Source organism: Paenibacillus catalpae (assembly GCF_900112695.1).
In the GTDB taxonomy this organism is placed as follows: Bacteria; Bacillota; Bacilli; order Paenibacillales; family Paenibacillaceae; genus Pristimantibacillus; species Pristimantibacillus catalpae.
Genome location: NZ_FOMT01000001.1, coordinates 491,696 through 504,258 on the forward strand (window position 1 = coordinate 491,696; position 12,563 = coordinate 504,258).

The 12,563-nt window shown below is 49.3% G+C and carries 14 protein-coding genes; 12 read left to right on the top strand and 2 right to left on the bottom strand.

Annotated elements, in window-relative coordinates; all coding sequences use genetic code 11:
* Positions 1-19: 19 nt before the first annotated feature.
* The 6 genes from BM200_RS01820 (at position 20) to thiI (ending at position 5,893) form a co-directional block, all read left to right on the top strand.
* Positions 20-928 carry a prenyltransferase gene (locus tag BM200_RS01820; RefSeq protein ID WP_425434533.1) on the top strand — a complete coding sequence of 303 codons (909 nt, stop codon included), beginning with the start codon at positions 20-22 and terminating at the stop codon, positions 926-928.
* Positions 929-973: 45 nt separating this feature from the next.
* A complete protein-coding gene (locus tag BM200_RS01825; RefSeq protein WP_091180665.1) occupies positions 974-1,702 on the top strand; it encodes a DUF6081 family protein in 729 nt (242 codons plus the stop codon).
* Between the two features lie 205 nt (positions 1,703-1,907).
* Positions 1,908-2,525 carry a nitroreductase family protein gene (locus BM200_RS01830; RefSeq protein WP_091180666.1) on the top strand — a complete coding sequence of 206 codons (618 nt, stop codon included), beginning with the start codon at positions 1,908-1,910 and terminating at the stop codon, positions 2,523-2,525.
* A 145-nt stretch (positions 2,526-2,670) separates the two neighbouring features.
* On the top strand, positions 2,671-3,354 hold the full coding sequence (locus BM200_RS01835; protein WP_091180669.1) for a lytic transglycosylase domain-containing protein: 684 nt from the start codon (positions 2,671-2,673) through the stop codon (positions 3,352-3,354).
* Between the two features lie 159 nt (positions 3,355-3,513).
* Positions 3,514-4,671 carry a cysteine desulfurase family protein gene (locus BM200_RS01840; protein WP_091180671.1) on the top strand — a complete coding sequence of 386 codons (1,158 nt, stop codon included), beginning with the start codon at positions 3,514-3,516 and terminating at the stop codon, positions 4,669-4,671.
* Position 4,672: 1 nt separating this feature from the next.
* Entirely contained in the window at positions 4,673-5,893 is a 1,221-nt protein-coding gene (thiI, locus tag BM200_RS01845; protein ID WP_091180674.1) for a tRNA uracil 4-sulfurtransferase ThiI, read from the top strand.
* 22 nt (positions 5,894-5,915) lie between these two features.
* On the opposite strand, the gene BM200_RS01850 is transcribed toward thiI, so the two are convergent.
* Positions 5,916-6,614 carry a TerC family protein gene (locus BM200_RS01850; RefSeq protein WP_091180676.1) on the bottom strand — a complete coding sequence of 233 codons (699 nt, stop codon included), beginning with the start codon at positions 6,612-6,614 and terminating at the stop codon, positions 5,916-5,918.
* Between the two features lie 157 nt (positions 6,615-6,771).
* On the opposite strand from BM200_RS01850, the gene BM200_RS01855 reads away from it, so the two are divergent.
* The 6 genes from BM200_RS01855 (at position 6,772) to BM200_RS01880 (ending at position 11,662) form a co-directional block, all read left to right on the top strand.
* Positions 6,772-7,437, top strand: coding sequence for a TerC family protein (locus tag BM200_RS01855; protein ID WP_091180679.1), 666 nt, complete (start codon positions 6,772-6,774; stop codon positions 7,435-7,437).
* A gap of 157 nt (positions 7,438-7,594) precedes the next feature.
* Complete coding sequence (locus tag BM200_RS01860; protein ID WP_091180682.1) at positions 7,595-8,080, top strand: hypothetical protein; 486 nt, start codon at positions 7,595-7,597, stop codon at positions 8,078-8,080.
* Positions 8,081-8,127: 47 nt separating this feature from the next.
* The gene (gene typA / locus BM200_RS01865; protein ID WP_091180683.1) at positions 8,128-9,972 is read left to right on the top strand and encodes a translational GTPase TypA; all 1,845 of its coding nucleotides are present in this window, start codon (positions 8,128-8,130) and stop codon (positions 9,970-9,972) included.
* 29 nt (positions 9,973-10,001) lie between these two features.
* Positions 10,002-10,316 carry a YlaH-like family protein gene (locus tag BM200_RS01870; protein ID WP_091180686.1) on the top strand — a complete coding sequence of 105 codons (315 nt, stop codon included), beginning with the start codon at positions 10,002-10,004 and terminating at the stop codon, positions 10,314-10,316.
* Positions 10,313-10,585: a hypothetical protein gene (locus BM200_RS01875; RefSeq protein ID WP_091180687.1), complete on the top strand. Its 273-nt coding sequence runs from the start codon at positions 10,313-10,315 to the stop codon at positions 10,583-10,585. Before BM200_RS01870 ends, BM200_RS01875 begins: the two co-directional genes overlap by 4 nt.
* Positions 10,586-10,699: 114 nt before the next feature.
* Positions 10,700-11,662, top strand: a complete 963-nt coding sequence (locus tag BM200_RS01880) for an LCP family protein (protein ID WP_245772926.1) — start codon at positions 10,700-10,702, stop codon at positions 11,660-11,662.
* A 305-nt stretch (positions 11,663-11,967) separates the two neighbouring features.
* On the opposite strand, the gene BM200_RS01885 is transcribed toward BM200_RS01880, so the two are convergent.
* The gene (locus BM200_RS01885) at positions 11,968-12,510 is read right to left on the bottom strand and encodes a YhcN/YlaJ family sporulation lipoprotein (protein ID WP_091180693.1); all 543 of its coding nucleotides are present in this window, start codon (positions 12,508-12,510) and stop codon (positions 11,968-11,970) included.
* Between the last annotated feature and the right edge of the window lie 53 nt (positions 12,511-12,563).

A 12,563-nucleotide genomic window follows, 5' to 3' on the forward strand; every position in this document is an offset into this window, starting at 1 on the left:
AAGCAGCTTGAGTAACATCATGAAACAATTTATGAAGGCATCGCGTATTCGCGTCCTTCCAGTCATGCTTATTCCCGTCGCGCTTGGCGCGCTGGGCGCTTTCGTGTGGGATGAGAATTTTGATTTTTGGCTGTTTTTACTTACGTTAGTTGGCTCGGGGGCGGCTCATTTGTTCTCGAATATGATTAATGATTTGTGGGACTACTACAACGGAACGGATGAGGCTGCCAAACAGGCAGAAGGGGTTATCTCGACGAATTCCGGCTATTTAACGAACGGCACGTGGAGCATTCGTGCATTTGCTGCGGTCACGTGGTCCTTGTTTGGCATTGCAGCGGTGAGCGGCATCATTCTGTCCGTGATTAGCGGCTGGCCGGTCATCGTATTTGGCGGACTTGGCGGGCTGATCGCTTATTTCTACGTTGCGCCGCCTATTCGCTTTGGTTACCGCGGCAAAGGGTACAGTGAAGTCGCGATTTTGTTGTCGTTTGGTATTTTGCCCGTGGCCGGCGCTTACTATGTGCAATCTTCGCAGCTCGATTACCGGGCATTATTATTGTCTCTGCCAATTGGACTGCTTACGACGCTTATTTTATTTAACCATCACTTCCTGCATTGGCAGGCAGACAAGCAAGCTGGCAAAAAAACGCTGGTTGTCGTATGGGGGGAGCAGCGTGCGCTCGTCTTCTCCAGATGGCTGCTGGTTCTGGCTTATGCATCAATAATTGTATGCGTAATTACGAGGGCTCTGCCTTGGTATGCGCTTATTGGACTGCTGACGGTTATCCCGCTGTATGCGGTGTATGGCAAGCTGAAGGAGCATAATCCCTCCCATGCGTATTTGCCGCTGATGGGCGGCTCCGTAAAAGCTACAAACCGCTGCGGTGTAATTCTAATCATCGCGCTTCTCATTCAAGGCCTTCTGTAGAATAGAAGGTATATATACCATATAGGAAAGCCGAGGGAATAAAAGATGGGCAAAGAATGGATACTTGGAGACTTTGATACGATTCTTGATGAAGGCAAAGTATGGACAATCGGCGGTTTTCCGCTGCCGGACGGAACGTTCTGGCAATACCGTGAGCCTGACGCGGTAGTTATTGTACGCAACGGCATTCTGTATGTCCGTGCGCCGCTTAGCCGTAAGCATGACAAGATTCAAATTCTGGACAATGCCAAGCATATGTATTATTCGGCGAAGCCGGTTGAAGCGCCGGAGAAGGGCGAGATCAGCTTCGAGCTTCAGATCCGTGCCCGTTCGCAAAATACGGCGCCTGGCGACTTGTACGACGGGTATGCTTCGTTAAATCTTCTTGATTTTACTACCGGCGGGGCTCTTGATTTCTTTGCGGGCAATGACAAATATGCGAGTGTGTACGCGGTTCTGCCATTCCCCGGAGTATCTGTGCCTGAATCCGATAAGACAAGATTTTTCTGCGTATTCAAGGAATCAACGGAATTTCAGGCTCGAGAATTTAACACTTACAAAATCACGTACAACCGCGAGAAAGACGAGATTGTCTTTTATGTGAATGGTGCGGAAGTGCGCAGAGAGCATAACGTCCCGGTGAAATTCAATCAGTTCACGGTGGCGCTTGGTATTATGACGGAGAAGGACTTGACGCCTGAGGGCAGCGTATCCGTTCATGGCCAGACGGTGATCGGCGAGTATACGCCAATTACCATCACCGTAACAGAATAATAAGAAGGTGAAGCCGTTCTCGATGGAGCGGCTTTTTTTGTTGGTTTGTCCTTCTGCTGAACCGGGTCCGGCCAATCATTAACACTTATATTAAGCAGCGGATTAGACAAGATAAAAGGCGAAGTGCTTGACATAGCCTTCAGTGTATTGTAATGTTACTAACATAAAGAAAGTTACTAATAAATATCCCAGGAGGCGGACAAAAATGTCAAATACTTCAACTATTTCGAAATCCCTGATTGAAGCGATCAAAGCAAGACGCACTTATTATGCGATCAGCAAACAATCTCCCATCTCGGATGATCAAATCATCAGCCTTGTACAGGAAGCTGTGAAATACTCGCCGTCGGCTTTTAACTCCCAAAGCGCGCGTGCAGTCGTATTGCTTGGCGAGAATCATGATAAGCTTTGGAATATCGTGAAGGAAACCCTTCGCAAAATCGTACCCGCTGATCAATTTGCTTCAACCGAGCAGCGCGTAGACAGCTTCAAAGCAGGCTACGGTTCGGTTCTGTTCTTCGAAGACACAACGGTCATTGAAGGTTTGCAGAAGCAGTTCGCAAGCTATGCGGATAACTTCCCGAAATGGTCGCAGCAATCCTCGGCTATCGTTCAATATGTAGCTTGGACTTTGCTTGAGGAACAAGGCCTTGGCGCTTCCTTGCAGCATTACAATCCGCTGATTGATGAAGAAGTGAAGCAAGCCTGGGATATCCCGGCAAGCTGGCAGCTGATTGCTCAAATGCCGTTTGGTACTCCAACTGCTCAGCCGGGCGAGAAAGAATTCCAGCCAATTGATGAGCGTGTGAAAATTTTCAAATAAGATTTGATCTATCGAGCAGCTCCCTTCAAGCGAAGGAGCTGCTTTTCGTTGTATTCATGGAGCAGTACTAGCCGTCATAGTTAAAAACATGTACAATAAAACCGATACATCATTTATACCCTTTTTTATGCGACAGGAGGACCACATGAGTATCGATTCCCGCACGTTGAAACAGCTGCTTCAGCTGCAGCTGTCACCAACCCTGGATTTCCAAACAGCGGTTAATCCGCTTGATCTGAATAACGGCGACAGCCATTCTTCCATGTTCGATATCTTGCTCTCCCAATACATGAACGGTGATTTCGCAAACGTGGAGAATATGGAGCAGTCCGTGCTTGCCTCGGATTCGCTGGCCAAGCTCTCGAGCCTTCCTAATCTGTATAGCACCGTCTTAAACGAAGAGGGTGATCTGGCAAGCAGCTCACCGACCGATTATGACGCATTAATTACAAACGCCGCCGCCAAATACGGCATAGATCCTGGGCTGATCAGAGGCGTTATCCAAACGGAGTCCGGCTTCCGATCCGATGCGGTATCCTCCGCTGGAGCCAAAGGGCTTATGCAGCTGATGGATGCGACTGCGCGAAGCCTTGGCGTTACGAATTCCCTGGATCCGCTGCAGAACATTGACGGCGGGTCGAAATATTTGTCGTATCTTCTCAGCAAATATAACGGTAATGAACAAGTTGCGCTTGCCGCTTATAATGCAGGGCCGGGACGTATTGACAGGCTTGGCATTGCAACGGACAGTGAGCTTCAGGCTAACCTGGACAAGCTTCCGGTTGAAACACAGCGGTACATAGGCAAGGTGCTTGGAGCCCGCAACTAGTCCGCAATTGATTAGATCACAATGCAAGTGCCGCATTATGCGGTACCATTGGTGATCTTTTTACCAGTTTGGAGATAAAAACCTACCTCTAAACGCGGTCGCTCATCCTTGAGAGGCCTCGATAGAGGTTTTCTCATTTTTAGGAAGGTGTTGAAAAAAATGCTGTATTTCGATCATTGCGCTTCTACCCCGCCTTATGAAGAAGTCGTGGATACTTTCGCGGAAGTTATGAAAGCCCATTATGCCAATCCTTCCTCAATCCATCGCTTGGGAGCTGAAGCCGACAAGCTAATTGCCCGTTCCCGGTCGCTGCTTGCCGAGCAGTTCGGGGTGAAGGCGGAGGAGTGGCTGTTCACGTCAGGCGGAACAGAGAGTAACAATCTCGCCATTAAAGGGGCCGCCAGACAATTCCGCAGTCGCGGCAATCATCTGATTACCTCCCAAATCGAGCATGCATCGGTTAACGATGCATTCCGACAGCTTGAACAAGAAGGCTTCCGCGTGACCTATTTGCCTGTCAGCAAGACTGGCCATGTGGATCCTGAGCAGCTGCTGGCGGCCATAACGGACGAGACGATATTAGTCAGCATCATGCATGTGAATAATGAAGTAGGCTCGATTCAGCCGATTGAACGGATTGGCAAGCTGCTGTCTGTTTACCCGCGCATCTTGTTCCATGTCGATGCGGTGCAAAGTATAAGCAAGCTTCCGGTCAGGCTGAAGGAGTGGGGCATAGATCTGCTCAGCGGCTCTGCCCATAAGCTTCGCGGGCCAAAAGGTGTCGGATTCCTCTATATCCGCGAAACGCTGCAGCTGCAGCCGCTCCAAACCGGAGGTTCGCAGGAACGTGGCATGCGGGCAGGCACGCAGAACGTGCCGGGGATCGTGGCCTCCGCTAAGGCGCTGCGCATGAGCATGCAGGCAGAAGAGCGGAACCGCGAACGCATGTATGCCCTTCGGGACCGGCTGATCCGGCAGGCAGCCGGGATTCCGGAGCTGAAATTGAACGGATGCGCGGATGCTGCCCTGATGGCGCCGCATATTGTGCATTTTTCCTATCCGGGCATGAAGCCCGAAGTCATTGTCCATATGCTGGAACAGCATGGCGCCATCGTGTCGACCAAATCGGCTTGCTCGTCGAAGGATAATAAACCAAGCCGGATACTGATGGCAATGGGAGCGTCTTCGGAGCATGCTGCCGGAGGCATCCGCATCAGCTTTGGGGATGAGCATGACGAGCAGGATATTGACACGCTCGTCGACATGCTGAGCCGCACGGTTGCACAGCTTAAGCCGCTTGAAAGGAGCAAATCTTAACGTGATTTACGATAAAATTATTGTCCGGTATGGCGATCTTGTCATGAAGGGACGCAACCGCAATCAATTCGAGAAGCGCATGCTGCAGCAAATTAAGCTGGCATTGCAAAGCTTTCCTACTCTGACCTATGTCAAGACATTTGGCCGGATGACCATTAGCTTAAACGGAGAGTCCTTTGAACCGATTGCAGAGCGCCTGAAAGATGTTTTTGGCATTATTTCCTTCAGTCCGGTTATCGGGGTGGAGAACAAGCTGGAGGACATTCAAGCAGCGGCCCTGCAATTGATGCAAGGACTGGAGCAGACACCGGCGACCTTTAAGGTCAGTGCCAAACGCGCCTGGAAGCCGTTCCCGCATACTTCTCAGGAAATGAATCACCTGGTTGGTTCGCATGTGCTGCGCGCCATAGCGGAATTGAAAGTGGACGTACGGAATCCGGTCGTGGATTTGCGTGTCGATATCCAGGAAGAGGCGACCTATATTTATAACACGGTGATCAAGGGGGCTGGGGGGTTCCCGTTTGGCTCTAACGGCAAAGCCATGCTTCTCCTGTCAGGCGGAATCGACAGCCCGGTAGCAGGGTGGATGGCGATGCGGAAAGGGCTGGAGCTCGAGGCTGTCCATTTCCACAGCTATCCGTTCACCAGTGACAAGGCGAAGGAAAAAGTCATTGATCTCGCCAGAAGGCTGTCTTATTATGCAGGAGCGCCGCTGAAGCTACATCTGGTGCCTTTTACCGAGATTCAGACAAGACTCGTACAGGCAAAGCAGGACAATCTGATGATAACGCTGATGCGCCGTGCCATGCTCCGGATCACCGAAGAGCTTGCAAATAGGAATGGGGCAGGCGGTATCGTAACGGGTGAAAGCCTTGGGCAGGTTGCCAGCCAGACGTTGTCTAGCATGAACGTAATCGGCAGAGCGACAGTACTGCCGATGCTAAAGCCTTTGCTAATGATGGACAAACAGGAAATTATTGACGAAGCGGAGCGGATCGGGACGTTTGCGACATCCATTCTCCCCTATGAGGATTGCTGTACGCTGTTCCTGCCGAAATCGCCAAGCACGAATCCGAACCTGAACGTCGTGGAGCGTGCGGAATCTTATATTTCGGAACTTGAGCAGCTTTTGCGTGAGGCTGTAGAACGAACAGAGGTAATGGAGCTTACACCGGATGTACAAGCTTCGGAGGAGACAGCAGGGGAAGACCGTTGGTTCTAAACATAATAAAAGCAGAGAACCCTTAATGGGCTTCTCTGCTTTTTTCTTGTACGGCTTGATTCCTGCGTTTATTTGTATAAAGACCCGCTGCGATAATAAGTACAATGATGAGAACCACGAACGACCAATAAATGACGGGACTTTCCTCGAAAAACTCCTTGAACGCTTTTTCATGGGTGATCATCTTGGCGGCTGTGTAACCAAGAACACCGGAACCAATATAAACGATCCATGTAAATTTGTTGATCAGCTTAATGAAGAGCGTCGAGCCCCAAACGATAACCGGAACACTGATCAGAAGCCCCAGGATAACAAGCAGCGTGTTTCCGTGCGAGGCACCTGCTACGGCGATAACGTTGTCGATCCCCATTGCCGCATCGGCGATAATGATCGTTTGAATCGACTGCCAGAGCGTGTTGCCCGCTTTAACGTCATGCTTATCATCTTCCTGGACAAGCAGTTTATATGCAATCCACAGAAGCAGGATACCGCCAGCCAGATGAAGCCAAGGCAAATCGAGCAGCTTCACCACTACGACGGTAGCAATGATCCGGATGCCAATCGCGCCGGCCGTACCCCAGAGAACGGCTTTCTTCTGCTGATGTAACGGTAAATTACGAGCGGCCATGCCAATGACAATTGCGTTGTCACCTGCCAGTATGAGATCGATAAAAACAATATTGAGCAATGCAAGCCAAAAATCTGCTGTAAATAAATCCACTAATCATGACCCTCCCTTCTTACAATTCCACTTTAGTCTAGAAGCATTCATTTATCTACGTAAGAAGGACGGGGATGGATTCATTTTTTTTTAGGACATCCTTACATATTACTTGTCCTTCTCTCATACAGCTGGTAAGAGAGGAGGCGAACGCGAATTGGATAGTATGCTAACTTTTCTTCAGATTGTACTGATTAACGTGTTGTTAAGCGGTGATAATGCCGTTGTGATTGCTATGGCCAGCCAGCAGCTTCCGCCCAAGGAGCGCAAGCGGGCGGTCTGGTGGGGGGCTCTTGCTGCAGTCGGGCTGCGGTGCCTGCTCACGCTCGCCGCTATTTCCCTGCTTCAGATTCCTTATCTGCAAGCCATAGGTTCAATATTACTGCTGTATATTGCAGTGAAGCTCCTTGCGGATGCCGGACAGGAAGGCGAAGGGGATTTGCAAATGCCCGGCAAGAAATCCAAATCCTTGTCCCAGGCGATTCGTACGATTGTTGCAGCGGATTTCATCATGAGCCTGGATAATGTATTGGCAATTGCTGCGGTAGCTGACGGGGATACGGTGCTTATTTTGCTCGGGATCGCTTTAAGCATTCCAATGATCATTTGGGGGAGCCAGATTCTTGGCAAATTATTGCATAAATTTCCTCCGCTTGTTTATATCGGGGCCGGTTTGCTTGGTTATGCAGCGGGCGGCATGCTTGTTCACGATCCCGGAATGGATGCTGTATTGTTCAACGGATCAAGGACAGCTGCGGAGGCGATTCCGCTTTTATGTATACCGTTTGTCGTCATTTTAGGCTTATTAAAACGAAGAACTTAATCTATTTTCACAAGCCGTTCACAGGTGAACGGTATTTTTTTGCAATGTTCCTTCTGTTCCCGCTGGTATTTTCATCGCAGTTCCTTTAAACTATGATAGATAAAAACTGGCGTCGTACGTCTGTATGGGGGTAGACGTTGTAAGGAGCGGAACGCAAATGCCTAATAACAAATATTCCGCTGGAATTATTGTGTTACTAGTCGGGGTCGTTATTTTACTGGGCAAACTTGGTGTATTCAGCTTTTTGGGGGCTATTTTCTGGCCGCTGCTCGTCCTCATTCCGGGAATTTTGCTGCATGTGTTTTATTTCGGCAGGCTTCTTCCCGCGGCAGTTCTTGTTCCCGGTGGAATACTAACCGTGTCTGCACTGCTGTTTATGGTTTGTAACATTTTTGGATGGGATGCACTGAAATATTTGTGGCCGCTGTTTCTGCTTGGCGCAGCTGTCGGCTTTTACGAATATTATTTGTTTGGCACGTCCCGCCCGCGTGTTGCGCTTACAGCGTCTATAGCACTGGCTATAGCATCGGCTGTTTTTCTGCTGCTCGTCTTGTTATGGAGCTGGGGGATCTATATTGTTGCGCTCGTGTTGATGGTTGCCGGCGGCTGGATGGTAATCACGAACCGATCGCGTCGTTGGTAAGTGTTGTGAAGAAAGTAAATTAGAGAAAATGGAGTGGATTATTAGTTATGCAAGCAAGAGAAAACATCCGGAATATTGCGATTATCGCCCACGTTGACCACGGCAAAACAACTTTGGTTGATAAGCTGCTGCAGCAATCAGGCACATTCAGAGAGCACGAAGCTGTACAGGAGCGCGCAATGGATTCTAATGACCTGGAACGCGAACGCGGTATTACCATCCTGGCGAAAAATACGGCGATTACGTATAAAGACTACCTTATTAATATCGTCGATACACCTGGACACGCGGACTTTGGCGGTGAAGTAGAACGGATTATGAAAATGGTTGACGGCGTACTGCTCGTTGTTGACGCGTTCGAAGGCTGCATGCCGCAAACAAAATTCGTACTTCGGAAAGCATTGGAAAGCAACCTTACTCCAATTGTTGTCGTTAATAAAATTGACCGTCCGAATGCCCGCCCAACAGAAGTTATTGATGAAGTGCTTGACCTGTTCATCGAGCTTGGCGCAAATGATGACCAACTGGAGTTCCCGGTTGTTTATGCTTCCGCTTTGATGGGAACATCGAGCCTTGAGTCCGAGCCTGAGAAACAAGAAGACAACATGCAAGCTTTGTACGAAACAATTGTAAGCCATATCCCGCATCCTACGGAAACGGTTGATGAGCCGCTGCAATTCCTGGTTACTTTGCTTGATTACAATGAATACCTTGGCCGTATCGCGGTAGGCCGCGTTAACCGTGGTATCGTACGCCAAGGTCAAACGGTAGCTGTCATTAATCGCGAGGGCGCTGTGAAGCAAGCCCGCATCGAGAAATTGTTTGGTTTCCAAGGTCTGAAGCGTATTGAGATCGAAGAAGCAGGCGCTGGTGACATCGTTGCTATCGCAGGTATTAAAGACATTAACATCGGTGAGACAATTGCTGATCCGGCGAGACCAGAAGCATTGCCAGTTCTGAAGATCGACGAGCCAACTTTGCAAATGACGTTCCTCGTCAACAACAGCCCGTTTGCGGGCCGTGAAGGCAAATGGGTAACATCCCGTAAAATTCGTGAGCGTTTGTTCAAAGAGCTTGAAACGGACGTAGCGCTTCGCGTTGATGAAACAGACAGCCCTGACGCTTTTATCGTATCCGGACGCGGTGAGCTTCACCTTGGCATTCTGATCGAGAACATGCGTCGCGAAGGATTCGAAATTCAGGTTTCCAAACCGGAAGTTATCATCAAAGAAGTTGACGGCGTGAAATCCGAGCCGTACGAACGCCTTCTGATTGACGTTCCAGAAGACAGCATGGGCGCTGTTATGGAAAGTCTTGGAACACGCAAAGCGGAAATGGTCAACATGATCAACAACGGCAACGGCCAAGTTCGTCTGGAGTTCATTATCCCTGCACGCGGTTTGATCGGCTACCGTACTTCGTTCCTGACTTTGACACGCGGCTATGGCATTATGAACCATGCTTTCGACAGCTATGGTCCACTTGCAGCCGGTGTTGGCGGACGTCACCAAGGTGTACTCGTATCGAGCGAAACAGGAACCTCCACATTCTACGGCATGCTGGGCGTAGAGGACCGCGGTATTCAATTCGTTGAGCCGGGTACTGAAATCTATGAAGGCATGATCGTTGGCGAGCATACGCGCGATAACGATATCATCGTCAACATCTGTAAAGAGAAGGCGCTGACTAACGTTCGTTCTGCTGGTAAAGACGATACGGTTAAACTCAAAACTCCACGTCTGTTCTCCCTTGAACAAGCGCTTGAGTATTTGAATGATGATGAGTATTGTGAAATTACACCGAAGTCGATTCGTCTTCGTAAAAAAATCTTGAACAAGAGCGAGCGCGAGCGTGCTGAGAAGCATCGCAAAACTGCGCAAGCAGGCGTATAAACACCTGGCAGGCATAAGGGGGTCACGGCATGCAGCAATGGTTGAGCGACCATCACGCCGTTTCGTATTTGCTTATTCTTGGATTTACGATTTATATCTTCAACAAAGTGTTCAGGGCGAACAATCAGAAGCTTCCGATTTTGAAAGAAGTGCTTGTCTACATCCTGATGGCCTTTGGCTCTTTTGTGCTGATGATTCTGCAGGTCGACAAGCTTCCCATCGTACAATGTATGGGAATCGCCGTGCTGATGATGCTTATGCTTCGCGGCCGGCAGCTCTATGACAAATGGAAAACTAACCGGGCCGAGAGCGGCGCCGTAAAGGAAGCTGATTCGGGCAAATGACGTTTGATGACGCCTTGTTCAACTGGCTGCAGATTCATATCGTAGCCGAAGACCGGCCGAATGATCGGGCGGCATTGGATACCCGTGACTTCTTTTTGCAGATTTTGTCGGAAGATCACGGGGTTGCCAGTCCGCATATTTCGGCAACCGATGCGACGATGGTTCATGTCAAGTATGAACGTAACGGAAGCATGAAGCTGCAAATGTATCCGCGGGAAGCTGCCGAGCAGCTTCTCGTTGATATACGATCAAATCCGAAATATAACTGACATGAAGGTGATGATCTTATGACGCAAGGCTCGGCTGCACTGCCACCTCGGGGAGCCAACGCCAAGACCGCTCCAAGATCGCCTAAGCCACCAAAGCCACCAAAGAAGAGACGCGTGTTGTTGAAAGTCGTTTTGCTGCTATTATTAGCTGTTACATTGTTAATCGCAGCATACGTCGGTTTTTTGGCTACCAAGGCGAACAAAGCGATTAACGAGAGTAGTACCGTATCGAATAATGACGTCAAAATTCCAACGGCAGAGTCAGTGAAGAAGAAAGCGGTTGGCATGGTGTTGCTTGGTCTTGATACGAGGGCAAAAGGCGGCGGTATGAATACCGACGTCATGATGGTTGCGGTGTTTAATCCAAACAGCAAGTCGGCGACCGTTATTTCGATCCCCCGTGACACCTTGCTGCAGCTGGAAGGTTATGGCGAGCGGAAAGCCAATGCCAATTACGCAACTTTCTTCAGTCAAGCCCGTTCGGATAAAGGGATGGATAAGGAAGCTGCCGAGGAAGATGCGAAACGGGCAATTAGAGATATGCTCGGCAAATACTTTGGCGTTGATCTGAAATATACGGCAGTGGTTAACTTCAAAGGCTTCGAGGACGTCGTAGACGCGCTGGGCGGTATTGAGGTTGATGTCGATATGGACATGAAATATGTCGATAGTTATGACGGCACCAATATCGATCTGAAAAAAGGTTTCCAGAAGCTTAATGGTGACCAAGCGCTGGACTTTGTCCGTTACCGGAAATCAAATGACGGCAGGAACATGTCCAGTGACTTTGACCGCAACAAGCGTGAAAGCGAAGTTGTGGCCAAAATTGTTGACAAGATGAAGTCGCTGAACGGAATTGCAAAGATGGGCGAAGTTATTGACGCTGTTGGCGACAATATGGAAATCGATATGCCGCCGAAGGAAATCCAGAACCTGATGAAGACGTATTTCGGCATCAGCAGTACGGATGTTCAGTTCATTCCGCTTGAAGGCGTATGGAAAAGTCCATATGTTTACCTCGATGAGGCCAAGCTGAGTGAAGCTCGGGCAGCATTGCAAGCGAAAATGGCTGAATAACCATAGACTGACGAATCGTTTACCGCTATAATAGGTGTACGGATATGATACCTTCCGAAGGAGGTCATGCGGATGCCCAAAGCCGTAACCGCGACATTCACACTTATAAGAAGAAGCGGTGATGCGAGCTTAAGAAGTTTCTTGAGCTTGGCGGCTGACGACTGCACCTGTGTGCCAATCTCGGCATGTATCCGGACAGAACTAAATAAACTGATGACAGGCTTGTCTACAAGGACAGACTGTCGTAAGGAAAGCCTAGTGAGTTAATCACTAGGCTTTTTGTGTCTTTTGCCGCGGTATACAAGCTAGTGAAGTTTGTGTAAATTGTTGGCGCGCTGTTGTACTTCCGGATCCTGCGGCATAACTTCACGGGGGATCTGAGGAACGATGCGGCCGATGATGTCGGCCATCTCTTCCGCAAAGCCGGTGACGGGCCTGCCGCGGCGGATATCTGCTCCAATTTCGTTCAGCCTCTGTGATAAATCCATATCGGCTGTTACGATAGCATCAATACCGTAGGGGTCTTTATGAAAAGCTTCGGCGACGGAATATTTGATAGTGCCTACTCTGGAGCGATCAAGCTTGCTGTCGACATCGATCCCAACGACGGCGGTGTTGCCGAGCACTACACAGTGCGCATTCGTAACACCTTTGATGCCCATGGCCAACTGTTCGAGATGCTTGGACACCTGCTCAGGATTTGCAATTTGTTTCTTCTGAGGACTTGTCTGCTGTGCGCGAACAGAGCCATTATTTTGAGGAGAGGGTGATGTTTCGTTTCGAGCGACGGTGCCGCAGCCAGCCGTAATTGCCGCAATAGCAATCGCCGCAATAAGTTTCCGGTACATGTTGGTTCCACCTCTTTTATCTTGTTGCACATCGTCTAATCAACTTTAGTGTA